Raw genomic sequence first — 23,444 nt, 5'->3', positions numbered from 1 at the left:
GGGCCGGTCGCCACGCTCAGGGTCGCGAGGAGCCGGGCGAACTGCCTGCATGGTGCTCGCACCGGACGCGGCGAAGGCCCGACCCCGGGGCGGGGTCGGGCCTCCTCGCTGCAGAGGTGCGGCGCGGTCAGTCGGGGATGTAGTCGAACGTGTCGGGGTTCGGGCCGGTGCGGCCGTCCTCGCCACGGTCGAGACCGGAGATGCGCGCCACCTCGTCGTCGGTGAGCGAGAAGTCGAAGATCTCGAAGTTCTCCTTCATCCGGACGGGGTTCACCGACTTGGGGAAGACGATGTCGCCCCGCTCGACGTGCCAGCGCAGCGTGACCTGCGCGGTGGAGCGGCCCTTGGCCTCGGCGATCTCGGTGAGCACCTGCTCGTCGAGCACCGTGCCCTTGGCGATCGGGGACCACGCCTCGGTGGCGACACCGTGCTCGGCGTTGGCCGCGCGCACCGCCTCGTTGGTGAAGTAGGGGTGCACCTCGACCTGGTTGATGACCGGCACGACGCCGGTCTCGTCGACGAGCCGCTTCAGGTGGGCGGGCTGGAAGTTGGAGACGCCCACCGACGCGGCACGGCCGTCCTCGACGAAGGACGCCATCGTGCGCCAGGTCGAGACGAAGTCGCCGTCGTAGCGCGTCGGCAGCGGCCAGTGGATGAGGAACAGGTCGATGCGGTCGAGGCCGAGGTCGGTCAGGGTCCTCTCGAAGGCGCGCTCGGCCTCGGCCGGCTCGTGGAAGCCGTTGTTGAGCTTGGAGGTCACGTAGACGTCGTCGCGCGCGAGCCCGGAGGCCGTCAGCGCCTCACCGACCTCCTTCTCGTTGCCGTACATCTCGGCGGTGTCGATGTGGCGGTAGCCGACCTCGAGGGCCCGGGCCACCGCCTCCGCGGTGTCGGCGGGGTCGATCTGGAACACGCCGAAGCCGAGCTGCGGGATGGACGTGCCGTCATGGAGCTGGATGCGGGGAACGGTCATGCCGGGCACAGCGCGACCGGTCCGGGAGGTATTCCGCCGGCTCACGACTCCCAGCGTGCCGGGCGCGACAAACCGTCCGGAAGGGTGGTCGTCGCGTCGCCGATCGCCGCATTCACCTGGGGCTGGGTGAGGAAGAGCGTGGTCGACAGGTCGCAGCCGCGTACGTCGGTGTCGCGCAGGTCGGCGCCGAGCAGGTCGGCCTCCCGCAGGTCGGCGCCCCGGAGGTCCGCGCGGATCAGCAGGGCGCCGCGGAAGGACCAGCCGGCGTGGTCGCCGGTGAGCCGTCGTCCGGCGAGGTCGGCGCGCGTCCGGTCGCGGGCCCGTGCCCACGGACGTCGTACGCGCGCGCTGGCCTCGGCGAGCAGCCCACCGACCTGCTCGTGCAGGGCGTCGACGTCGGCGCGCAGCAGCGTCTCGGGGTCGGCCGTGGTGAGGGCCTCGATCTCGGCGCGTACGACGTCGGCAGCGGGGTCGGGCGAGCGCCGCGCCACCTCGACGAGGTGGACGAGCATCTCGTGCAGCTGGCGCATCACCGACAGCACCGCGGCCATCTCCGCGAGGTTGTCCTGCTCGCGCCAGGAGGTGCCGGCGTAGGTGACCTGGGAGACCTGCTGGCCGGCGCCGAAGCACTCGAAGACCGTGCACCCGGGCCAGCCGTCCTCCCGCAGGGTGGCGTGGATGCGGCAGCCGTCGTCGTCGAGGAGGTTGAGGCACGGACGCCCGCTGGGCTTGTCGACGCCGAAGCCGTCAGAGGCGGAGAAGGGGAGGAGCACGCAGCAGAGGCCGAAGCAGCGCGCGCAGTCAGAGCTCAACGCGGGTGTCGCCACCCGGGGATCGTTGCACGCCGGTGGTGAGGAGCCCGGTGGGTCCTCAGGCGTACCAGCCGTTGGTGATCGCGTACGCGTTGACGAACAGCAGCAACACGAAGACGACCCCGACGAAGCGGTTGTCGAAGATCAGCTTGCCCATAGCACCCACTCTGCCCGCTTGTTCGCGGAATGAAACAGGTGGACGGTAAAGATTCACCCAGCGTGGGTAGAGGCCGTCGGCTACTGGCGCGACCGGGCGTCGCACGTCGGGAGCGTGCTGAAGCCCAAGCCGGCGGCCCGCACGACGTTGTCGCAGCCGACCACGGTGCCGACCGCCCCGTCCTGGACCCAGAAGCCGTAGCCCGGACCCCGCACGTCGGCGACATTGCCGAGGAAGACGTTGTCCCGTCCCCACCCGTCGAGGATGACGTGCACCTGGAACCCGTCCTCGAGCGCCGTCGTGCCGTGGTTGCCCCGGACCAGCCAGGAGTTGCCCTTCACGTCCACCCACGAGTCGGCGAAGCTGCCGCTCATCGCGCCGCCGTCGAAGACGTTGCCCTCCAGCACGCCGTGCGACGACCCCTCCTTGATGTCGACGCTCTCGGCGCCGGTCTGGCTGATCGTGTTGCGCAGGATCCGGTTGTGGTCCGAGGCGTCAGGCCTCCCGTCGCTGTAGGTGGACCAGTTGGACTCCGCGCTGCCGACGTAGATGCCCTCGCCGAAGGACGCGTTGTCGAGGCCGGTGCGGCGTACGACGCTGTCGGCGACCTCGGAGTGCCGGGTGCCGGCGCGCAGGTGAATGCCCTCCTGGCCCACGTCCTCGACGAGCACCGAGCCGATCGTCACGTGCGCCGAGCGGTCGACGACGATGCCCTTGGAGACGTTGCGGACGGTGATGCCCTGGACCCGCACGTGCTCCACGCCGGCGAGGTAGAGGCCGTACTGGGTGGAGGTGCCGTCGCCGCCCGGGGCGCCGTCGATGATCGCCCCGCGGCTGCCCTGCAGGACGATCGGTGCGGCGGCCGTCCCGGACCGCGAGGCCACGAAGGTCCCGTAGTAGCGCTGGTCGCCGATCGAGAGGTCGGCCTCGAGGCCTTTGGTCGTGTAGGTCCCGTCGGCCATCGTGATCACGTCGCCGGGGCGCGCGTCGGCGAGGGCCGCCGCGAGCTGGGCCGAGGTCGCCACCGAGGTCGCCCGGGCGGGCCGTTGCTCGACGACGGCCAGGTCGTCAAAGGACGCCGACCCGCCGCGCGAGCCCAGGCCGACGCGGCTCGAGGTGAGGAGGGGCACGCCGACCACGACGGTGCGCCGCAGCCCGGGCCGTCGGACCGTGACAGTCATTGTGCTCCCCTCGTGGGCGACGCGGACGCGGTGCCGGACCCCCGGCCGCGCGGCGAGGCCGAGGGAGGCGATGCGGGTGCGGTCGCCGGCGCGCACGGCATAGACACCGCTGCGTCGTCGCGATGCGTCGAGGTGCACCTCGACATGGTCTCGCGGACCCGTCCGGTCGACGAGCACCGAGGCGTCACCCGAGCGGCCCTCGGCGCGCACGTCCACGCGCAGCGTCCAGTCCGAGCCACGGACCGTACGCCGGTGGAGCGCGGTCGGCACGCGGTCGCGCGCGGCCGGGCGGCGCGACGCCTCCAGCCGGAGACGGCCGTCGCTGACCTGCCAGCGGCCGGGACCAGCGACGTCGAAGCGACGGACCCGGCCGGGCCGGGCGAACCGCTCGTCGATGCGCCGCGGCACCTCCGCAGCGGCCCGGTCGTCCGCCGAGGCGGCGCTGGTGGCGCTGGCGGCGATGGGGGCGGCCGGGGCCGGGCCGAAGGGGAGCGCCAGGAGCAGGAGCAGCGCGGCGACCGTGCGGGTGACCGCGCGGGAGAGGAGGGAGGTCGTCATCGCAGCACCGTGATCACGACCCGGCGGTTGCGCGCCCGGTTGGCCTCGGAGGTGTTGGGCACGGCCGGCGCGGACTCGCCGAGCCCGGCCACCGTCACCTGCGAGCGGCGCAGTCCCCGGTCCACGAGCCAGTCGGCGACCGTCTGGGCCCGCTGCCGGGAGAGCCGTCGACCGAAGCTCGCCGAGCCGAGGTCGTCGGTGTGCCCCTCGACCAGGAGGCGGGTGTCGGCGGTCGGGACGATGGTGTCGAGGATCGTGCGCAGCGCTTCCTCGGCGGCGGGCCGGAGGTCGGCCCGCTCGAGCTCGAAGAGCACCGCTCCGGGGGCGACGTACGACACCCGATCCTCGCCGGAGACCACGGAGACGTCGCGTGCGATGGTGCGCGACTCGAGCCGTCCGGGGTCGATGTCGACGTCGGGCAGCCGCACGGGCTCGAGCCGCACCGTCGGCACCTCGAGGGCCGGTGTGCACCCGTCGTCGTCGCACCGCTCGGGACGGGTGCGGCCCGGCCGGGCCACACCGTCGCGCGAGAAGCCCTCGCGTACGACGCCCGCGCGCGAGACGGTCTCGATCCGGCCGTCGCGCTCGAGCTGGCAGACCTCGGGCGCGTAGTCCCCGGGCTGGGTGACGGTGTCGGTGGTGGCAGCAGGGAGCTCCACGCCCGTCAGCTCGACCCCCGGGATGGTCGCCGCCGGGATGGTCGCGGCCGTGACCTCCACGGCACCGAGGCAGCCGCCCGGTGCGTCGTAGCGGATCACGCAACCGGCGTCGACGAGCTGTGCCGGCACCTCGGAGGCCGGTGCGACCTCCTGGCCCGAGGCGTCGACCACGGCCGGGACCACGGTCGCCGGGACGGTGACGTCCTCCAGCTGCTCCACCGTGCGTCCGGGCGCCTCTTCGCACTCGGGGGCGACGACCGAGGTCGGGAGGTCCGCCGGGGCGTCGGAGGGAGGCGCGGTGGGGGTGCTCGACGGGGTGGCGGGGGAGGTGGTCGGGGAGTCCGTCTGCGGGGACACGGCATCGCTGCACGCCCCCAGGACGCACGCCGTGACGGTCATCACGAAAGCCCTCTGCAGGGTGCCCGAACGGGTCTTCATGGGTTCAGTCTTTCTCAGCATCGGGGGTGGGAAGAGTAAGGAGTCTCAGGGTGGGACCAGCCTTCCCCGAACTTTTGTCGAGGATTGACCGAAGGGTGTTGGTCAAGGACTGATTGACGCACAGGGTTGACCCCGGTGCGGCAGTGGGGCCGTACCGATCATCGTTCAAGCCGTCCCTCGGACGGCTGATTCCGTGGGGGGATCACTCGTGCTCAACACCTTGCTGCTGCCTGCCGACCTGTCGTTGTCGGCGGAAACACTCGCCCAGATGAGAGCGGCCTTCCCGCTCGCCCTGGCAGGCGTGATCGTGTGGGGCCTCTGGCTCTACAGGGTCATCCTCTCGGCCCGTGCCGAGCCCATCGTCAACAACCACACCGCGACGACCTCCGTCGTCGTGCCGTCCTTCCGGGAGGACCCGGACATCCTGCTCGACTGCCTGCACAACTGGCGCTCGCAGGATCCCGACGAGATCATCGTCGTGCTCGACCTCGCCGACACCGAGGCCTACGACCGCATCCGTGCGATCGGCGACCCGCGGGTGACGCCGGTGCTGTTCAAGCACGCCGGCAAGCGCTCCGCCCTCGGCGTGGGCATCAAGATGGCCACCTCGGACCTCCTCGTCCTCACCGACTCCGACACGAGGTGGCAGCCCGGCCTGCTGCTCGCCGTCCAGCGTCCCTTCCTCGACCCCGACGTGGGGGCGGTCAGCACCCAGCAGAACGTCTACCAGCGCCGCACCAGCGTCTGGCGCCGCGTCGCGGACTGGATGGTCAACCTCCGCTACTACAACTACGTCCCGGCCATGGGCCGCGCGGGTGCGGTGGCGTGCGTGTCGGGCCGGACGGCCGCCTACCGGCGCTCGGTGGTCATGCCCGTCCTGGACAACCTGGAGAACGAGTTCTTCCTCGGTCGCCGGTGCGTGGCCGGCGACGACGGCCGCCTCACCTGGCTGGTGCTCGCCTCCGGCTACAAGGCGGTGCACCAGTCCTCGGCCCGCGCGCTGTCGATGTTCCCCGACACCTTCCGGGCATTCGTCAAGCAGCGCGTCCGGTGGAGCCGCAACTCCTACCGGTGCTACCTCACGGCCGCGTACAAGGGTTGGTTGTGGCGGGTCCCCTTCGTCACCAAGGTGACGGTGCTGCAGATCCTGCTGACGCCGGTCACGATGGGCATCACCCTCGGCTACCTCGTCTTCAGTCGGCTCGAGCTGACCCAGACCAGCATCGCGCTGGCCGCCATCTGGCTGATGGCAGGTCGCGGCATCCGCGGGTTCTCCCACCTGCGCCGGCACCCGTCCGACGTGCTGCTGCTGCCCCTGTTCACCCTCGTGGTCATCTTCGTGGCGCTGCCGATCAAGTTCTACGCGTTCGCCACGATGAACAAGCAGGGCTGGCTCACCCGCACGGCCGACTCCGTCGGCGGCGAGGGCCAGACCCGGGCCACCCTGGTCGGCGACCCGGAGCCCCGGGTCATCCCGGCTCCGCGCGCCGAGGCGCACCTCGACCTCGCCGGCGACGCCCGATGAGGCGCCGCGGAAGCTGGCGCGCGCTCGCGCTGGGCGTCCTCGTGCTCGGCCAGAGCCTCGGCCTGGCCGGCGCAGCGGGGGCGGCGGAGTCGATCGGCACGCCCCCGGTCACGGGCACCGAGTATCCCGGCGACCCGTCCAGCGAGGCGGAGTACGTCGCCGCGGAGGACCAGCGGCTGCTGGAGGTCAGGACCGTCGGTTCCCTGTCCAGCTGGAGCGACACGCCGATCAAGGCGCCCTACCGGCTCGCGACGGGTGCCGCCTACACCCTCGTCCTCACCTCGCGCAGCGAGCCCTACACCGCGGAGGACCTGCTCGGCCTCGCGCCCCAGACCTTCGTACGCCAGCCCGACGGGTCCTACCTGCTCTCGGAGAACATCGTCATCGACCTCGGCGCGACCCTCAACCTGGGAGCAGCGGGCGGGCTCCGGCTCAAGCTCGCCAGCGACGAGCAGGGGTTCGTCTCGATCGTCAACTACGGCGGCCGGCTCAACGTCCAGGGCACCACCGGCGCCCCTGCGGAGATCAGCAGCTTCGACCGGCAGTCGGGCAAGCCCGACGACGTGACCGACGACGGACGCGCCTACATCCGCTCGATCGGCGGGCAGATCTCGATCAAGCACGCCGAGATCTCGTCGCTCGGCTTCTGGAGCGGCCGCACGGGCGGCCTGTCCCTCACCGGCACCGACCGTCCGACCGGTGGCGCGCTCGACTCGCTCGGTCGCTCGCTCGACCTGGGGGAGCGCGACCCGGTCGCGAAGTCCGGTGACGAGCGTCCCGAGGTCGAGGGCAACCGCGGCTCGGCGCTCGGCGAGGTGCTGCCGTCCGGTGAGCTGCCGGTGCCGATGCTGGACATGGAGTCGCCGGAGTACAGCTTCGTCTCCGCCGCCATCAGCGACACCACCGTCCAGGACAACGCCTTCGGCATCTTCGTGTCCGGCGCCAACGGGCTCGACATCCGCGAGAGCTCGTTCTCCGACAACCTGGTGGGCGGCATCGTGCTCCACCGCTACGTCGTCAACGCGGTCGTCGAGGCCACCGAAGCCCTGCGCAACGGCCAGGACGGTGTCGTGCTGTCCCGGGCGACCACCGGCATCGTGCTCTCGGAGGTCCGTGCCAACGACAACGGCCGCAACGGCGTCACGATCTCGGGCCAGCCGCTCGCCGACGGCCCCAACGCCACCGGGATGAGCGTCGACAGCTACGGCAACAACTCGCTGGCCAACAGCGAGGCCTCCGACAACGGGAGGTACGGCGTCGAGGTGCTGGGAGGACGCAACGTCGCCGTCCTGGCCAACGACGTCGACGGCAACCGGATGGGCGTCGTGGTCCGTGCCGAGGCCACGTCGGTCGATGTCGTCGGCAACCGCGTCGACGAGTCGGTCAGCCAGGGGATCGCGGTGCGCGACGGCGTCACCCGGGCCGCCGTGACGGGCAACATCGTCACCGGCGGGGAGACCAGCCTCTACATCCGCGACTCCTCCGCGACGGTGGAGAGCAACACCTTCACCAACGCGCTCAACCACGCGGTCAGCCTCGTGGGCACCGTCGGTGCCACGGCGCTGCAGCAGAACAAGATGAGCGGTCGCGGCCCCAGCGCCATCGACGCCAAGCGGGCGCCCGACGTGAAGCGGTCGACCTGGACCAACGACACGTCGGGCTGGCAGGACACCACGCCCTTCCTCGTGACGCTCAAGCGGTTCCTGCAGCCGCTCACGCTGATGTGGCTGCTCCTCGGCGCCCTGCTCGTCTTCACCGCGGTGCACGGGGCCCGGTCACGGCGGCACAAGGGCCACCCCTACGCCGACAAGCTGCCGGTCTCCGACGGCGTACCGGCTCGCGCGGTCCGTCGCGAAGAGGCCCTGCTGTGAACCCACGCTGGAAGGAGCCCACCTGGGTGCACGTGGCGGCGGCCCTCGTCGCGGGCGTGGTGGTCACGGCGACCGTCTTCGTGCTCGTCTGGCCGGAGCCGGCCCCCGACCAGGTCGCAGTGACCGTGCCGTCCGTGCCGGCGTCCCCCGAGGTGGCGCCGCTGGAGGAGCTCACCGAGCTCCCGACCGAGACCTCGCCGACCCCCGAGGAGACCGACGAGCCAGACGAGACGGAGGATCCCGAGGAGGAGGAGCAGGAGGAGCCCACCGAGGCGGCGCTGCTGCCCGACGCCCGGCCCGCGGGACAGGGGCCGCTCCCGTCCGACGAGCCGGTCGACTGCCCCGAGGCCACGATGGACGTCACCGACGCCTCGTCCCTGCAGGCCGCGCTGGACATGGCCGGCCCGGGCGAGACGATCGTCCTCGCCGACGGCCGCTACGAGGGTCACTTCGTGACCACGCAGTCGGGGACCGCCTCGGAGCCGGTCTTCCTGTGCGGCTCTCCCGACGCCGTGCTCGACGGCGGGTCCGTCGAGGACGACGGCTACACCTTCCACCTCGACGGGGCCCAGCACTGGAGGCTCGTCGGGTTCAGCGTCACCGGTGGGCAGAAGGGGGTGATGGCCGACAACACCGTGGGCTCGGTCATCCAGGGCCTGACGGTGGCCGGTGTCGGCGACGAGGCGATCCACCTGCGCAGCAACAGCACCGACAACCTCGTCCTCGACAACACGATCAGCGACACCGGGCTGCGCGAGCAGGACTACGGCGAGGGGATCTACATCGGGTCCGCGGTGAGCAACTGGTGCACCTACACCGACTGCGAGCCCGACCGGAGCGACCGCAACGTCGTGAAGGGCAACACCATCTCCGCGACGACCTCCGAGCCCGTCGACATCAAGGAGGGCACCACGGGAGGCGCCCTGATGGACAACGTCTTCGACGGATCGTCCATGACCGAGGCCGACACCTGGGTCAACCTCAAGGGCAACAACTACTTGGTGGAGGGCAACCGCGGGACGTCGGCGTCGGAGAACGGCTTCGAGACTCACGACATCCTCCCCGGCTGGGGCGACTTCAATGTCTTCCGCGACAACTCCGGGAGCGTCGACGGGTCCGGCTACGGCATCGCGTCGTGGCCCGAGGGCAGCAACGTCGTCGACTGCTCCAACGACCTCGGCGACGCGGCCGAGGGACTCAGCAACATCGACTGCACCTGATCACGGCACCACGCCCGCACACACGCACGGCACCAGTCACCACTCACATCCGTCGTCGCGCTGCCATGGCGCGCGTCCTCAACGCGGCCCCCGGGCCGGAAAGCGAGTCACCCATGTCCTACGACACCATCGAGCAGACCGCGACCGACACCTCGTCGGCCGCCCCGGCGGAGCTGCCCCGCCTGACCGTCCTGGGCACCGGCTACCTCGGTGCCACCCACGCCATCTGCATGGCCGTCCTCGGCTACGACGTCCTCGGCGTCGACACCGACCGGTCGAAGATCGAGGCCCTCGCCTCGGGCCGGGTTCCCTTCTTCGAGCCCGGCCTGCCCGAGATGCTGGCCAAGGCGCTCGACTCCGGTCGGCTGCGGTTCACCACCGACCTCGCCGAGGCGGGCGAGCACGGCGACGTGCACTTCATCTGCGTCGGCACGCCGCAGCGCGCGGACTCGGCCGGCGCCGACCTCCGGTTCGTCGAGGGCGTCACCCGCGACCTGGCGCCCTACCTGCGCCGCCGGTGCCTCGTCGTCGGCAAGTCGACCGTGCCCGTCGGCACCGCGGCCCGGCTGACCCAGATCCTCCAGGACAACGCACCGGCCGGCACGGACGTGGAGCTGGCCTGGAACCCGGAGTTCCTGCGCGAGGGGTTCGCCGTCGAGGACACCCTTCGCCCCGACCGCCTGGTGTTCGGCACCGAGTCGGCGTGGGCGACCGCGCAGCTCGAGGCGGCGTTCGCTCCCCTCCTCGAGGCCGGTGTCCCGGTCGTGCACGCCGACCTCCCCACCGCAGAGCTCGTCAAGGTCGCCGCGAACTCGTTCCTGGCCACCAAGATCTCCTACATCAACGCGATGGCCGAGGTCTGCGAGGCGACCGGCGCCGACGTCCAGATGCTGGCGACGGCGCTGTCCTTCGACTCCCGCATCGGTGGGCGCTTCCTCAAGCCCGGCCTCGGCTTCGGCGGCGGCTGCCTGCCCAAGGACATCCGGGCCTTCATCCACCGTGCCGAGGAGCTCGGGGTCGGCAAGTCGGTGGCGTTCCTCCGCCAGGTCGACGCGATCAACCGCCGGCGACGCGAGCGCACCGTCGACCTGATCCGTGAGGAGGCCGGTGGGAGCCTGGAGGGCGTCCGCGTGTGCTGCCTCGGGGCCGCGTTCAAGCCCAACTCCGACGACATCCGTGACGCTCCCGCCCTCGACGTGGCCCGCATGCTCAAGCAGGAAGGCGCGATCGTGTCGGTCTACGACCCCGAGGCGATGGACAACGCGCGCCGCGCCTACCCCGAGCTCACCTACGCCGACAGCGCCATGGAGGCGGCGCGCGACGCCCGGGTGGTCGCGCTGCTCACCGAGTGGGAGCAGTTCCGGGCCATCGACCCGGCCACCCTGGCCGACGTCGTGGCGCAGCCGCACGTCGTCGACGGACGCCACGCCCTCGACGCCGCGGCATGGCGCGGCGCGGGCTGGAGCTATCGGGCGCTGGGTCGTACGGCCTGACGTCCCCCCAAAGCTGACCGGGCCGGCCGCCCCATCCCCCATCGGCCGGCCCGGTCACCCCCTCCTCCCGGTCGTATCGTGGCCGCATGTCGACCCCGGGCCTGACCCCCGCCTCCCCGCTCAAGCTCCAGTTCCCGCAGTCGCTGGCGGTCTACGACGACTACGCGCAGGCGCAGAAGAGCGTCGACTTCCTCGCCGACGCCGAGTTCCCGGTCGACCAGCTGATGATCGTCGGCACCGACCTCAAGCGCATCGAGCGCGTCACCGGCCGGCTCACCTGGTCGAAGGTCGCGGTCGGCGGCATCCTGTCCGGGCTGTGGCTGGGGGTCTTCGTCGGGCTGATCTTCGCGCTGTTCACCGAGGAGGACCTGTGGCAGGTGCTGCTCAGCACGGCGTTCATGGGTGCCACCTTCGGCCTGGTGTGGGCGCTCATCGGTTATGCCTTCACCCGCGGCGAGCGCGACTTCTCCTCGGTGACCCAGGTGGTGGCGACGAGGTACGAGGTGCTCGTCGAGCACACGCACGCGGCCCGGGCCCGCGAGCTGCTCGCGGGGCTGCCGGGCGCGCTGCCGGACCCGTTCGCCTGACGGGTCGTGCGGCCGCGAAAAAGGCAAAGTTGAGGGGAATCGACTCAACTTCTGGCGCGTTGGAGCGAGTGGGACCACAGTGGTCCCCACCACCACGCACACGGAGGAAGAGTTGAGCCAGTTCGGTGCCGAGAAGTTCACCACCCGCAGCCGCGAGGTCATCGAGGCTGCCCAGCTCGCCGCGACCGCCGGCGGCAACACCACCACCGAGCCCATCCACCTGCTCGTCGCCCTGCTCAAGCAGGAGGACGGCGCGACCCGCAGCCTCGTGCAGAAGGCCGGCGTGGACCCCGCCACCCTGCTCGCGCAGGCCGAGGGCGTGCAGCAGCAGCTGCCCCGCGCCACCGGCTCGACCGTCCAGCAGCCGAGCGCGTCCGCTGCCCTGACCCGCGTCCTGGCGCAGGCGCTCGACCTCGCGGGGTCGATGAAGGACGACTACGTCGCCACCGACCACCTGCTCGTCGCCACCGCGACCGTCGAGTCGAGCGCGCAGAAGGTGCTGACCGACGCCGGACTCACCGCGTCCGGGCTGCGGGAGGCGATCACCGCCGTCCGCGGCAACCGCCGCGTGACCAGCGAGAGCGCCGAGGCGTCGTACGAGTCGCTGGAGAAGTACAGCGTCGACCTCACCCAGGCGGCCGAGGACGGCCGGCTCGACCCGGTCATCGGCCGTGACGCCGAGATCCGACGCGTCGTCCAGGTGCTGTCGCGGCGCACCAAGAACAACCCCGTCCTGATCGGCGAGCCCGGCGTCGGCAAGACCGCCGTCGTCGAGGGCCTGGCCCAGCGCGTGGTCGCCGGCGACGTGCCCGACTCGCTCAAGGGCCGGCGCGTGCTGGCGCTCGACCTCGCCGCGATGGTGGCGGGCGCGAAGTACCGCGGCGAGTTCGAGGAGCGGCTCAAGGCCGTCCTCGAGGAGATCAAGGACGCCGGCGGGCAGGTCATCACCTTCATCGACGAGCTGCACACGGTCGTCGGCGCGGGCGCCGGCGGCGACTCCGCGATGGACGCCGGCAACATGCTCAAGCCGATGCTGGCGCGCGGCGAGCTGCACATGATCGGCGCGACGACGCTCGACGAGTACCGCGAGCGCATCGAGAAGGACCCGGCGCTGGAGCGCCGCTTCCAGCAGGTCTTCGTCGGCGAGCCCAGCGTCGAGGACACCATCCAGATCCTGCGCGGCATCCAGGAGAAGTACGAGGCCCACCACGGCGTCCGGATCACCGACGCCGCGCTCGTCGCCGCTGCCACGCTGTCCGACCGCTACATCACCGGCCGCCAGCTGCCCGACAAGGCCATCGACCTCATCGACGAGGCGTCGTCCCGGCTGCGGATGGAGCACGAGTCCTCGCCCGAGGAGATCGACCAGCTCCGGCGCCAGGTCGAGCGGCTCAAGATGGAGGAGTTCGCGCTCGCCAAGGAGACCGACGCCGCGTCGGTCGACCGGCTCGAGACGCTGCGCAAGGACCTCGCCGACCGCGAGGAGGAGCTGCGCGGGCTCGAGACCCGCTGGGAGCGCGAGAAGGACCAGCTGCAGGGCGAGGGCGAGCTGCGCCGCCAGCTCGACCAGCTCAAGATCGAGGCCGAGAAGCGGCTGCGCGAGGGTGACCTCGCCGGTGCCTCGGAGATCCAGTACGGCCAGATCCCCGCGCTCGAGAAGCAGATCGCCGAGGTCGAGGAGGCCGAGCTCGCCGACCTCGAGCCACTGGTCGGCGAGGAGGTCGGTGCCGAGCAGATCGCCGACGTGGTCGAGGCCTGGACGGGCATCCCCACGGGCAAGATGCTCCAGGGCGAGACCGCCAAGCTGCTCGAGATGGAGTCCGTCATCGGCGAGCGCCTGATCGGCCAGCGTGAGGCCGTCACCGCGGTGAGCGACGCCGTACGCCGCTCGCGCGCCGGCATCGCCGACCCCCACCGCCCGACCGGGTCGTTCCTCTTCCTCGGCCCCACCGGCACGGGCAAGACCGAGCTCGCCAAGGCGCTGGCCGACTTCCTCTTCGACGACGAGCGCGCGATCGTGCGCATCGACATGAGCGAGTACAGCGAGAAGCACTCGGTGTCCCGGCTCGTCGGCGCCCCTCCCGGCTACGTCGGCTACGACGAGGGTGGCCAGCTCACCGAGGCCGTGCGCCGGCGCCCCTACAGCGTCGTGCTGCTCGACGAGGTCGAGAAGGCGCACCCGGAGGTCTTCGACATCCTGCTGCAGGTGCTCGACGACGGCCGGCTCACCGACGGCCAGGGCCGCACGGTCGACTTCCGCAACACGCTGCTGATCCTCACCTCCAACCTCGGGTCGAACTTCCTGGTCGACCCGATCCTCGAGCCGGTGGCCAAGAAGGAGTCGGTGATGGGCGTGGTGCGCTCGCACTTCAAGCCCGAGTTCCTCAACCGGCTCGACGAGGTCGTCATGTTCGACGCGCTGTCCAAGGACGACCTGGCGCACATCGTCGACCTGCAGCTCGCGCTGCTCGAGCAGCGGCTCGCGGTCCGGCGGATCACCATCTCGGTGACCGACGCGGCCCGCGCCTGGCTCGCCGAGACCGGCTACGACCCGGCGTACGGCGCGCGGCCCCTGCGCCGGCTCATCCAGTCGGCCATCGGCGACCCGCTCGCCCGGCTGCTGATCGCCGGCGAGGTCGCCGACGGCGGCGCCGTCACCGTCGACGTGGGTGAGGACGGGCTCGTGCTCGCCTGACGGGCTTCCCCTCCCAGTGGTGGAGTCCCCGCTCGGGCGGGGACTCCACCACTTCGTGGCCCTCACAACCCCCTCGGAGTGTCAGAGTGCCCCACCCAGTACGCCGCCCAGGTCGACTGCGGGATGCTGGGTCCCGTGACGACCGCAGCCGACGACGTACGCCCGTGGTGGCGACTCCGGGACACGCCCGTCCCGGGTGGCGTGCCGGACCTCGCGAAGGCGCTGCTGTGGGCCGAGCTGGCGATCGTGCTGCTGGTCTCGCTCGGTCGGAGCGCGATCTACTCGGTCGTCAGCATCGTCTCGGCGCTCACCGCGCCGGGGCCGCTGTCGGCGCAGGCCGCGAACCTCAACAACTCCCTCGCCCCCGACCGGCCGTGGCTCGACCTGACCTACCAGCTGCTGCGGATCGGATTCGCGCTCGTGCCGGTCGCGCTGGCGGCGTACCTCCTGGTCCGCTCCGGCTCGAACCTCAAGCAGGTCTGGGCGCGCGACGGAGGGTGGAGCACGTGGCGCGACTGGGGCCGCGGCGCCTGGCTCGCCGCGGGCGTCGGCTCGGTCGGCGTGGTGTTCTACCTCGCCACCTTCGCGCTGGGCACCAACCTCACGGTGGTGGCCCAGTCGCTGCCGGGGGAGTGGTGGCGCGTGCCCGTGCTGGTGCTCGCGGCCGCGGAGGCCGCAGTGCTGGAGGAGTTCGTCGTCCTCGGCTTCGTGCAGGTGCGGCTGCGCCAGATCGGCTTCGGTGACAGCGCCGCGATCGGGCTGGCCGCACTGCTGCGCGGCAGCTACCACCTCTACCAAGGGCTCGGCGGGTTCGTCGGCAACGTCGCGATGGGCCTGCTCTTCGGCTGGCTGTTCCGTCGCTGGGGGCGGGTGATGCCGTTCGTCGTGGCGCACACGCTGCTCGACGTGGGCGCGTTCGTGGGCTACGCCCTGCTCGCCGGGCGGGTCGACTGGCTGCCGACCCTGTGACCCGCCCGGCGGCGTACGTCAACGGCGTACGTCAGCGGCGGATCTTGACCTTCTTGGAGCTCCGCCGCGCCTTCTCGTAGCCCTTCTTCTTGGCCGTGACCCGGACCGAGATCTTCTTGCCGCGGTCCTTGGCGCGGACACGGTAGGTCGCCTTCTTGGCCCCCTTGATCTTCTTCCCGTTCTTCAGCCACTGGTAGCGGACCTTGACGCTCTTCTTGGCCGGCTTGGGCTTCCAGCCCTTCACCTTCACCGAGAGCACCCGCCCGGCCCGGGGTACGCCGCGGAGCTTGGGTCGCTTGGTCCGGAAGAGCGCCTTGCCCACGACGACGGACGCGTCCGGGGCCGCGACGGTCGGGTAGAACGGCGCGGAGCCGAGCACCTGGAGCGTCAGGGTCTTGCCGATGTCACGCCGGGACAGCTTGAACGTGCTGGCGGTCGCGCCGGGGACCGGGACGCCGTCGAGCCACCACTGGTAGCTCAGCGTGACGGCCGGCGACCACGGGGTGGACGCGGCCTCGGCCTTGCCCTTGAAGCGCGCGCGGCCGGCGATGCTCACCGCCCCCGGGTAGATCTGCGACTGGCGGTAGCCCGCGACGGTCGCGATCTGCTCGTTGATCGCCACCGCGTTCTGGGTGGCGGGCGTGCCCTGGGCGCGGCCGTTGTAGGCCACGTTGGGGTTGGAGAAGTAGCCGATCCGGGTGCAGTTGACCTGCGCGCGGACGCACTGGTCGTAGTAGGCCATCACGGTGATGGTCCGGGCGGCCACGTCGACGTAGCCGCGGGCGTAGGGCTTGCCGTCGATCGGCGCCTGCGAGGCGCCCGCGTCGTGGTGGGCGCTCAGGTTGTGGCCGACCTCGTGGGCGAACGCCCTGAACTGCGTGGCGCAGGCCGCGGCGTAGACGACCGACCAGGCGGCGTACTCCGGGTCGTACTGCGGGTCCGTGCCACCGAGGTAGGCCATGCCGCACGACGCGCCGCCCGGCACGCTGCCGGCCAGCCACAGGCTCACCAGGTCGGCGTGGGTCTCCTCGCGCAGGCCCTGCGCCTCGTCGAAGATGCCGTCGCCCGGGGTGCCCAGCGCCCTGAGGTTGGTGGTCAGGTCGGCGGACTGCGTCGCGGCGACCTGCCGGATGCCCACGAGGCGCACCCGGGTGGCCACGCCGGAGCTGGCGAAGGCCTCGTTGGTCTGGGCGATGCCCAGCGCGAACTGGGCCTCCATCGGCGCCTGACCCATCTGGGCGACCAGCTGGGCGGGGTAGACGATGGCGATGTCGACCGTGTCGGGCGCGTCGGCGGCGGCGACAGGGGCGCGGTTGGTGCCCGCAGTGCCCGCGGTGTCGCGCTGGGTGCGCGGCTGGGTGCCGTGGTCGTGCGCCCCGGAGCCGTCGGAGCGGCCCGGGCGGCCGGGCATCACGACGTCGTCGCCGGCCGGCGGGTCGCCGGCCTCGTCGACGACGTAGTCGCCCTCGGGCGTGCTGTGCACCTCGTAGGTGCCGTGCTCGACGGAGGCGACGTTGATGTGGGTGACCCCACCGACCACGACGCCGGTGACGGTGCCCTTCTCGCCGATGATGCCGCCGGACCACGACGTGACCCCGGCGGCGTCGGTGCGCTGGTCCACGGCGGCGGTGACCGTCGTGTCGTCGAACAGCGCGAGGCTGATCCGGTCGCCGGTGCGTACGGCGTCGAGCGCGGCCGCGTCGACGTCGACGGCACGCGAGCGCTCGCTGTCGGCGCCCTCGGCGTCGGTGGCCGCCCGGCCGGCCGTGGCCGGGCTGAGCAGCTCGACGGGTCGGCGGTCGTCCTGCGACGCGGTCGCCGTGGTGACGGGCGCCGTGGTGGCGGCCAGTGCGAGGACGCACAGGCCGGCGACGCCGACGAGTGTCCTGCTGGTGCTCCTGGTGGGCACGGTGATGGACATGGAGTCCCCCTTCTCTCTGGGGACCCCTCTGCCCCGGGTGGCGCCGCCCAAACCCGGACGGGCCGGGCTACTCGCCCGTCTCGACCTCTTCGCGCTGCTGCTCCTCGGCGATCGCCGGACGGCGACGGGTCAGCAGGCCGCCCGCCCAGAGCGCCCACAGGACCAGCACCGGCTGGAAGAACAGCCGGACGAGCCGGGCACGGTCGGTGTCGAGCCCGAACGCGTCGGTGCCCTCGACGTACTGCGCGATGTTGCCGGGGAAGATCGCCACGAAGAACGCGGCCAGCAGCGCACCGATGGTGCGCCGGTGACGCGGCAGCGCGACGAACGCCCCGCCGAGGGCCACCTCCACGACCCCGGAGCCGAGCACCGTGAGGTCCTCGTCGACCGGGAACCAGTCGGGCACCTGGGCGCGGAACTCCTCGCGCTGCGTGGTCAGGTGGAGCACGCCGGCGGTCACCATGAAGCCGCCGAGCACGACGCGGCCGAGGGTCTGTGCCTTCATGCCGTGCAGCCTAGGCCGAGGCCCCAGGGGCGGGCGGCACGAGGACGCCGGGGTTCATCAGGCCCGCGGGGTCGAGCGCCTGCTTGACCGCGCGCATCAGGTCGACCTCCACGTCGGACTTGTACGACGCCGCTGCCGCCGCCTTGGTGCGCCCGAGGCCGTGCTCCGCGCTGATCGACCCCGCCTCGCGGGCCACCGAGTCGTAGATGGCCGTGGTCAGGTCGGCGGCCGCGGCGCGCAGCGCGTCGTCGTCGCTGCGGCCGTCGTCGGTGAGCGGTGCGTTGAGGTTGTAGTGCAGGTTGCCGTCGCCGACGTGGCCGTAGGTCACCAGCCGGACGCCGGGACAGACCTCCTGCAGCCGCGGTCCCATCGTGTCCGTCCACTCCGCGAGCCGGGCGATCGGGAGAGTGACGTCGTGCTTGAGCGTCGCGCCCTCGACCTTCTGCGCCTCGGAGATGCCCTCGCGCAGGGCCCACAGCGCCGACCGCTGGGAGGGGCTGCCGGCCAGGGCCGCGTCGGTGGCGCAGCCGGCCTCGACGGCCTCGCCGAGCAGCGACTCCAGGGTCTCGTCCAGCCCGTCGTCGGAGGCGGACCCGGCGAGCTCGACCAGGACGTACCAGTCGCTCGGCTCGCCCAGCGGGTCGCTGGCTCCGGGCAGGTGGGCGAGGACGAGGTCGATGGCCTGGCGGTTGGCGATCTCGAACGTCGACAGGTGCACGCCGGCGTGCTGCTGGGCCAGGCCGAGCAGGGAGACCGCGGCGTCGACGGACGGCACGGCGACCCAGGCCGTGGCGTGCCGCGGCGTGGCCGGGAAGAGCCGCAGCACGGCGCCCGTGATGACGCCGAGGGTGCCCTCGGCGCCGACGAACAGCTGGGTGAGGTCGTAGCCGGTGTTGTCCTTGCGCAGTCCGCGCAGCCCGTCCCAGACCCGGCCGTCGGGCAGCACGACCTCGAGGCCGAGCACGAGCTCGCGCGTCATGCCGTAGCGCAGCACGGCGGTGCCGCCGGCGTTGGTGGAGAGGTTGCCGCCGATCGTGCAGCTGCCCTCGGAGCCCAGCGACATCGGGAAGAGACGGTCGACCTTCTCGGCCGCGGCCTGCACGTCGGCGAGGACGACACCCGCGTCGACCGTGACCGTGCCAGCGACCGGGTCGACCTCGCGAACCCGGCGCATCCGGCCCAGCGAGAGCACGACCTGGTTGCCCGACGCGTCCGGCACCCCGCCGCCGACCAGCCCGGTGTTGCCGCCCTGCGGGACGACCGGCACGCCCGCCCCGGCGCAGGCCGCGACCACGGCCGCCACCTCCTCGGTCGAGCTCGGCCGCACCACCGCGAGGGCCCGGCCGGCGCGCGTGCCGGTCCAGTCGACGACGTACGCCGCGACGTCGGCGTCCTCGGTCAGGACGTGGTCGGCGCCGATGCTGGTGCGCAGCCGGTCGAGCAGGTCGTCCATGGTTCTCCTCGGGGGTTCGTCTGGGGGTGTCGTCTGGGAGTCGCGGGCGTAGGTCAGCCCAGCAGCACCGCGACGATCAGCGCCGCGGGCAGCGAGGCGAGGGTGGTCACCAGGATGGTCTCCCGGGCCACATCCTCCCCCACGCGGTAGCGGGTGGCGTGCAGGAAGATGTTCTGCGCGGTCGGCAGGGCCGCGGTGATGACGACGCCGAGGAGGACGCGGTCGTCCAGGCCGAGGCCGACGCCCACTCCCCAGGCGACCACTGGCATGACGGTCATCTTGAGGACGGTCGCGACGACGACCTCGCCGTTGTGGCCGGCCCGGCCGATCGGCGGGCTCAGCCTCAGCGCGGCGCCGTACGACATCAGCATCAGCGGGATCGCGGCGCCGGCGAGCATCTCCAGCGGCGACAGCAGCGGCGCCGGCAGCCGCCAGCCGGTGGTCGCGAGGACCAGGCCGAGGACCGCGGCGATCGTGAGCGGGTTGGTGACCAGCCGCCGGATGGCGGGCGCCACGCCCTCGCCGCGGCCGGTGATGCGGTCGAGCACGATGAGGGCCGCCGGCTGCACGAGCAGCATCTGCACGAGGAGCGTCGGCACGACCACGGTGATGTCGCCGACGACGTAGGCCGCGATGGCGATGCCGAGGTTGCCGGCGTTGACGTACGACGACGACAGCGCGCCGATCAGCAGGGCGCCGGTGTCGAGGCGCCAGCGCAGCCGCGCGATGACGACGTACGCGACGAAGCAGGCGGCGAGCGAGACGCTCGAGGCGACGAGGTTCGCGGCCGCGGCCTCGAGGTGCACCTGGCTGATGGTGACGACCATGAGGGCGGGCGAGGCCACGAAGAACGCGATCTCGCCGAGGGTGCGCTGGGAGCGGCGGTCGAGCACGCCCACGTGGGCGAGCGCGGCACCGGCGGCGATGACGACCAGGATCGTGGTGAAGCCGATCAGCAGCCCCATGGGTCCCCCTTCCCGTGCATCGTGCGATAGCGATGTCGTCTTGGACGTCGCGCCCGGGCCCCGGCAAGGATGGCGTGGTGACCACCGACACCCAGCACCCGGCCCGCGTCGTCCAGCTCGGAGGACTGATGCCCTTCGTCCGTGAGTGGCTCAGCGAGCGGTACGCCGCCCCGGAGCTTGCGGACCTCGAGGACCCGGCCGGCGTGGTGGTGGCGGTCGTCGGCGGTGGCGCCAAGGCCGGGGCGGCCGAGATGGACGCCCTTCCCGGCCTTCGGGCGATCGTGAACTTCGGCGTCGGCTACGACAACGTCGACGTGGCCGAGGCGCGGGGCCGTGGCATCGTCGTCTCGAACACCCCCGACGTGCTGACCGACGCGGTGGCCGACCTGGCGGCGTTCCTGGTCGTCGACGTCCTGCGCGGCATCACCGCGGCCGACCGGTTCGTGCGCAGCGGTGCGTGGTCCCGCGGTGAGAAGATGCCGCTGACCCGCGACGTGCGGGGCGCGGTCGTCGGCGTGCTCGGGCTGGGGCGCATCGGGACCGCCGCGGCGCAGCGACTCGAGGCCTTCGGCGCCGAGGTGCACTACCACTCGCGCAGCCCCAAGGACGTCGCGTGGACCTACCACGACAGCCCGGTCGCGCTGGCCGCGGCGAGCGACGTGCTCGTGGTGCTCACCCCCGGCGGTGCAGGCACCGACGGCCTGGTGGACGCAGCCGTCCTCGACGCGCTGGGTCCCGACGGCTACCTCGTCAACGTCGCCCGTGGCTCGGTCGTGGACGAGGACGCGCTGGTCGCGGCGCTGGAGGCCGGCCGCATCGCCGGGGCCGGGCTGGACGTCTTCGCCGACGAGCCGCACGTGCCCGAGGCGCTGCTGCGGCGCGACGACGTGGTGCTGCTGCCCCACGTCGGCAGCGCGACCGTCGAGACGCGCGAGGCGATGGGCCGGCTCGTGCTCGACAACGTCGACGCCTTCCTCGAGCGCGGCGAGCTGGTGACCCCGGTCGGCTGACCCGACGTCGTGACCGCTGCGCCCGGCTGACCACCAGCGTCAAGGAATCCCTGCGCCCGTCAGGCCCGGAGGCTTAGGGTCGGGGTGCCGCGGGGCGCGCCGCGACGAGGAGGTGTGATGCACGACGAGACGGACCGGGGGCGACGCCATTCCGCGTCGCCGTGGCTCGACGAGCAGACGCGCCAGCACCTCCAGGTCCTGGTCGAGGGCGTGGCCACCCTCGCCGGCTTCGCGCAGTCGTCGCTGACGCTGCGCCGCGACGGCCACTTCGAGGTCGTCGCCGCGGCCGGGGTCGAGGACGGCTTCGTCGGCACCCAGGTGCCGGCCGGGTCGATCGAGGACGAGCTCGCCGACGCCGACGAGTGGGGCGTGTGGCGCTTCGTCCCGCACGACCGCGCGAGCGAGGAGGCGCTGGCCTACAGCCACATCCCGGACGTGACACCCCTCGAGGGGGAGGACGCGTGGCACCCGCTCGACCTCCTCGCCGCCCCCCTCCACGACGACCAGGGCCGGCTGCTCGGCCTGCTGTCGGTCGACATCCCCGACGACGGGCGCCTGCCGTCGCCGCAGAAGATGGAGGTGCTGACGCGCTACGCCGGTCTCGCGCGCACGCTCGTCCTCCTCGCCCTCGAGCGCGAGGAGCTGAGCGAGCAGGTGCGGATGGCGACCGAGGCGCGGGCGATCGTGCGCCAGGCCCTCGGCGAGCCGACGCTCGAGCTGGTGCTGGAGGCCTGTCGGTCCGCGGTCGTGTCGTGCTTCGACGCGGTGGGCATGTGGCTGACCGCCTTCAACCCCGACGGGGTCGGCTCCACCACGACGTCGTACGCCGTCGGCAACGCCTACGACGCGCCGCCGTTCGCCGAGATCGACGACGTGGTGGTGCGGCTGGCGCACCGCTACTGGGCCGACCAGTACGTCGCGCCGTTCTCCCGTGACAGCCTCGACCAGCCGGGCCTGGCCCGCGACGACGCGGAGCGGCTGCTGGCCTTCCTCGAACGGATCGGTCTCGGCGCGGTGCTCTTCGTCCCGCTGGGGGTCGGCCCGGAGTGCGTGGGCTTCCTGGTCCTGACCCGCGTCTCCGACGCCCGCCGCTGGACCGACATCGAGATCGATGCGGCGCGCGACATCGGTCGTGACCTGGGCCTCGCCGTCGGCAAGGCGCGCCAGCTCGAGCTCGAGCGCGCCATCGCCGACCGGCTCCGCAAGCTCGACAGCTATCGCGTCGAGGTGGTCACCACGATGGGCCACGAGCTGCGCAACCCGCTCTTCTCGATGAGCGCCAACCTCGAGCTCCTCGACACCGGCGCCCTCGACGACGACGCCCGCAGCTCCGTCGCGGCCGCCGCCCGTGGGGCCGCCCGGATGCGCGCCGTCATCGACGACATGCTCACGATGGCGCAGGTCTCCGACCCGCACCGCGAGTTCGACCCGATCCCGGTCGACCTGCGCCGGGTGGTGCACGACGTGTGCGACGAGTGCAACGCCGCGGCGACGGCCGGCGACGTCACCTGCGAGGCCGAGCTGCCCGACGAGCCGGTGCTGGTGCCCGGCGAGCCCGAGGAGCTGCACCGCCTGCTCACCAACCTCACCTCCAACGCGATCAAGTACACCGACCCCGGCGGCCGGGTGACGGTCCGCGTCGGCACCGAGGGGGACAGCGTCGTCGCCACGGTGGCCGACACGGGCATCGGCATCTCCCCGGCCGACCAGGAGCAGCTCTTCCGCGAGTACTTCCGCTCCACCAACCCGGCTGCGCTGACCCGGCCCGGCACCGGCCTGGGCCTGGCCATCGTCGCCCGGATCGCCGCCCGCCACGGCGGCTCGGTCGACATCGCCTCCGAGCGCGGCCGCGGCACGACCGCGACCCTGACCCTGCCGGCGTACGACGACGACGTCAGCGCGGAGCCGTCGTCAGGGTCATGAAGGTGCTGTTCGGGTCCTCGGCGTAGGACCCGAACGGCGGGCACGGCACGAAGCCGGCCCGTGCGTAGAACCGCCGCGCGGGCTCGAAGAACGCCATGCTCCCCGTCTCCAGCGACACCCGTGACACTCCGCGCGCCCGGGCGTCGTCCAGCGCGTGGGCCAGCAGCCGGGTCGCCACCCCCGTGCCGCGCAGGCGCGGCTCGGTCCGCATGCTCTTGAGCTCCTCGTGTCCGTCCGCGACCGCCGCCAGCGCGACCGTGCCGAGGATCGTGTCTGCGTCGACGCCCACCCAGAGTCGTACGCCGTCAGCCTGCAGCGCGGCCAGGTCGAGCGCGTGCCGGCTCTCCGGCGGCGCCGTCGGCTCCATGTCGTCGAGATGGGCCTGCAGGAAGGCCTCCAGCCGCGGGTCGGCGAAGTCGGCGCGGGAGATCTGCACGGCGTCAGTCTGGCGCAGAGCGCGGTGGCTGTGGTCCATCCGCTGGACCACAGCCACCGCACTGTCCCGAGGATCCGCGATCCTGTCCGCTGA

18 protein-coding genes are annotated in these 23,444 nt (G+C 72.3%); 9 read left to right on the top strand and 9 right to left on the bottom strand.

Annotated elements, in window-relative coordinates:
* Window positions 1-127 precede the first annotated feature (127 nt).
* The 4 genes from Q1B24_RS17645 to Q1B24_RS17630 form a co-directional block, all read right to left on the bottom strand.
* A complete protein-coding gene (locus tag Q1B24_RS17645) occupies window positions 128-973 on the bottom strand; it encodes an aldo/keto reductase (protein ID WP_299931324.1) in 846 nt (281 codons plus the stop codon).
* A gap of 41 nt (window positions 974-1,014) precedes the next feature.
* A complete protein-coding gene (locus Q1B24_RS17640; protein WP_299931323.1) occupies window positions 1,015-1,746 on the bottom strand; it encodes a pentapeptide repeat-containing protein in 732 nt (243 codons plus the stop codon).
* 276 nt (window positions 1,747-2,022) lie between these two features.
* Window positions 2,023-3,681 (bottom strand): right-handed parallel beta-helix repeat-containing protein, encoded by a 1,659-nt coding sequence (locus tag Q1B24_RS17635; protein ID WP_299931322.1) that lies wholly within the window; start codon window positions 3,679-3,681, stop codon window positions 2,023-2,025.
* Complete coding sequence (locus Q1B24_RS17630) at window positions 3,678-4,778, bottom strand: OmpA family protein (RefSeq protein WP_299931321.1); 1,101 nt, start codon at window positions 4,776-4,778, stop codon at window positions 3,678-3,680. The genes Q1B24_RS17635 and Q1B24_RS17630 overlap by 4 nt, the downstream gene beginning before the upstream one ends.
* Before the next feature lie 208 nt (window positions 4,779-4,986).
* Here Q1B24_RS17630 and Q1B24_RS17625 point away from each other — a divergent pair, with 208 nt between their 5' ends.
* From Q1B24_RS17625 to Q1B24_RS17595, 7 genes are all read left to right on the top strand, one after another.
* Window positions 4,987-6,303: a glycosyltransferase gene (locus Q1B24_RS17625; protein ID WP_299931320.1), complete on the top strand. Its 1,317-nt coding sequence runs from the start codon at window positions 4,987-4,989 to the stop codon at window positions 6,301-6,303.
* Window positions 6,300-8,174 carry a right-handed parallel beta-helix repeat-containing protein gene (locus tag Q1B24_RS17620; protein WP_299931319.1) on the top strand — a complete coding sequence of 625 codons (1,875 nt, stop codon included), beginning with the start codon at window positions 6,300-6,302 and terminating at the stop codon, window positions 8,172-8,174. Before Q1B24_RS17625 ends, Q1B24_RS17620 begins: the two co-directional genes overlap by 4 nt.
* On the top strand, window positions 8,171-9,394 hold the full coding sequence (locus tag Q1B24_RS17615) for a NosD domain-containing protein (protein WP_299931318.1): 1,224 nt from the start codon (window positions 8,171-8,173) through the stop codon (window positions 9,392-9,394). The genes Q1B24_RS17620 and Q1B24_RS17615 overlap by 4 nt, the downstream gene beginning before the upstream one ends.
* 113 nt (window positions 9,395-9,507) lie before the next feature.
* The gene (locus Q1B24_RS17610) at window positions 9,508-10,887 is read left to right on the top strand and encodes a UDP-glucose/GDP-mannose dehydrogenase family protein (protein WP_299931317.1); all 1,380 of its coding nucleotides are present in this window, start codon (window positions 9,508-9,510) and stop codon (window positions 10,885-10,887) included.
* A gap of 86 nt (window positions 10,888-10,973) precedes the next feature.
* Window positions 10,974-11,474: a general stress protein gene (locus tag Q1B24_RS17605; protein WP_299931316.1), complete on the top strand. Its 501-nt coding sequence runs from the start codon at window positions 10,974-10,976 to the stop codon at window positions 11,472-11,474.
* A 112-nt stretch (window positions 11,475-11,586) separates the two neighbouring features.
* On the top strand, window positions 11,587-14,169 hold the full coding sequence (clpB, locus tag Q1B24_RS17600) for an ATP-dependent chaperone ClpB (protein WP_299931315.1): 2,583 nt from the start codon (window positions 11,587-11,589) through the stop codon (window positions 14,167-14,169).
* Between the two features lie 135 nt (window positions 14,170-14,304).
* Window positions 14,305-15,138, top strand: coding sequence for a CPBP family intramembrane glutamic endopeptidase (locus Q1B24_RS17595; RefSeq protein ID WP_299931314.1), 834 nt, complete (start codon window positions 14,305-14,307; stop codon window positions 15,136-15,138).
* 31 nt (window positions 15,139-15,169) lie between these two features.
* Here Q1B24_RS17595 and Q1B24_RS17590 read toward each other — a convergent pair whose 3' ends face one another.
* The 4 genes from Q1B24_RS17590 to Q1B24_RS17575 form a co-directional block, all read right to left on the bottom strand.
* The gene (locus tag Q1B24_RS17590; protein ID WP_299931313.1) at window positions 15,170-17,059 is read right to left on the bottom strand and encodes a M12 family metallo-peptidase; all 1,890 of its coding nucleotides are present in this window, start codon (window positions 17,057-17,059) and stop codon (window positions 15,170-15,172) included.
* 67 nt (window positions 17,060-17,126) lie between these two features.
* Window positions 17,127-17,564 carry a hypothetical protein gene (locus tag Q1B24_RS17585; RefSeq protein WP_299931312.1) on the bottom strand — a complete coding sequence of 146 codons (438 nt, stop codon included), beginning with the start codon at window positions 17,562-17,564 and terminating at the stop codon, window positions 17,127-17,129.
* 10 nt (window positions 17,565-17,574) lie between these two features.
* The gene (locus Q1B24_RS17580; protein ID WP_299931311.1) at window positions 17,575-19,017 is read right to left on the bottom strand and encodes an FAD-binding oxidoreductase; all 1,443 of its coding nucleotides are present in this window, start codon (window positions 19,015-19,017) and stop codon (window positions 17,575-17,577) included.
* Window positions 19,018-19,070: 53 nt separating this feature from the next.
* Window positions 19,071-19,982 carry an AEC family transporter gene (locus Q1B24_RS17575; protein WP_299931310.1) on the bottom strand — a complete coding sequence of 304 codons (912 nt, stop codon included), beginning with the start codon at window positions 19,980-19,982 and terminating at the stop codon, window positions 19,071-19,073.
* Window positions 19,983-20,059: 77 nt separating this feature from the next.
* Between Q1B24_RS17575 and Q1B24_RS17570 the strand changes: the two genes are divergently transcribed.
* Entirely contained in the window at window positions 20,060-20,992 is a 933-nt protein-coding gene (locus Q1B24_RS17570) for a 2-hydroxyacid dehydrogenase (protein ID WP_299931309.1), read from the top strand.
* Between the two features lie 117 nt (window positions 20,993-21,109).
* The gene (locus Q1B24_RS17565) at window positions 21,110-22,915 is read left to right on the top strand and encodes a cell wall metabolism sensor histidine kinase WalK (RefSeq protein ID WP_299931308.1); all 1,806 of its coding nucleotides are present in this window, start codon (window positions 21,110-21,112) and stop codon (window positions 22,913-22,915) included.
* Here Q1B24_RS17565 and Q1B24_RS17560 read toward each other — a convergent pair.
* Window positions 22,887-23,351 (bottom strand): GNAT family N-acetyltransferase, encoded by a 465-nt coding sequence (locus Q1B24_RS17560; RefSeq protein ID WP_299931307.1) that lies wholly within the window; start codon window positions 23,349-23,351, stop codon window positions 22,887-22,889. The two genes, Q1B24_RS17565 and Q1B24_RS17560, sit on opposite strands and share 29 nt — an antisense overlap.
* Window positions 23,352-23,444: the final 93 nt, after the last annotated feature.

It is taken from the genome of uncultured Nocardioides sp., assembly GCF_947488025.1.
Classification (GTDB): Bacteria; Actinomycetota; Actinomycetes; order Propionibacteriales; family Nocardioidaceae; genus Nocardioides.
The sequence above is the reverse complement of the archived record's forward strand: the minus strand, read 5'-3'. Positions and strand labels throughout refer to the sequence as shown.

Excerpts from the sequence above, each read along its gene's own strand:
- Q1B24_RS17645 (WP_299931324.1), bottom strand. The coding sequence starts at position 973 with ATGACCGTTCCCCGCATCCAGCTCCATGACGGCACGTCCATCCCGCAG.
- Q1B24_RS17635 (WP_299931322.1), bottom strand. The coding sequence starts at position 3,681 with ATGACGACCTCCCTCCTCTCCCGCGCGGTCACCCGCACGGTCGCCGCG.
- Q1B24_RS17630 (WP_299931321.1), bottom strand. The coding sequence starts at position 4,778 with ATGAAGACCCGTTCGGGCACCCTGCAGAGGGCTTTCGTGATGACCGTC.
- Q1B24_RS17620 (WP_299931319.1), top strand. The coding sequence starts at position 6,300 with ATGAGGCGCCGCGGAAGCTGGCGCGCGCTCGCGCTGGGCGTCCTCGTG.
- Q1B24_RS17610 (WP_299931317.1), top strand. The coding sequence starts at position 9,508 with ATGTCCTACGACACCATCGAGCAGACCGCGACCGACACCTCGTCGGCC.
- Q1B24_RS17605 (WP_299931316.1), top strand. The coding sequence starts at position 10,974 with ATGTCGACCCCGGGCCTGACCCCCGCCTCCCCGCTCAAGCTCCAGTTC.
- Q1B24_RS17590 (WP_299931313.1), bottom strand. The coding sequence starts at position 17,059 with ATGTCCATCACCGTGCCCACCAGGAGCACCAGCAGGACACTCGTCGGC.
- Q1B24_RS17585 (WP_299931312.1), bottom strand. The coding sequence starts at position 17,564 with ATGAAGGCACAGACCCTCGGCCGCGTCGTGCTCGGCGGCTTCATGGTG.
- Q1B24_RS17580 (WP_299931311.1), bottom strand. The coding sequence starts at position 19,017 with ATGGACGACCTGCTCGACCGGCTGCGCACCAGCATCGGCGCCGACCAC.
- Q1B24_RS17575 (WP_299931310.1), bottom strand. The coding sequence starts at position 19,982 with ATGGGGCTGCTGATCGGCTTCACCACGATCCTGGTCGTCATCGCCGCC.
- Q1B24_RS17565 (WP_299931308.1), top strand. The coding sequence starts at position 21,110 with ATGCACGACGAGACGGACCGGGGGCGACGCCATTCCGCGTCGCCGTGG.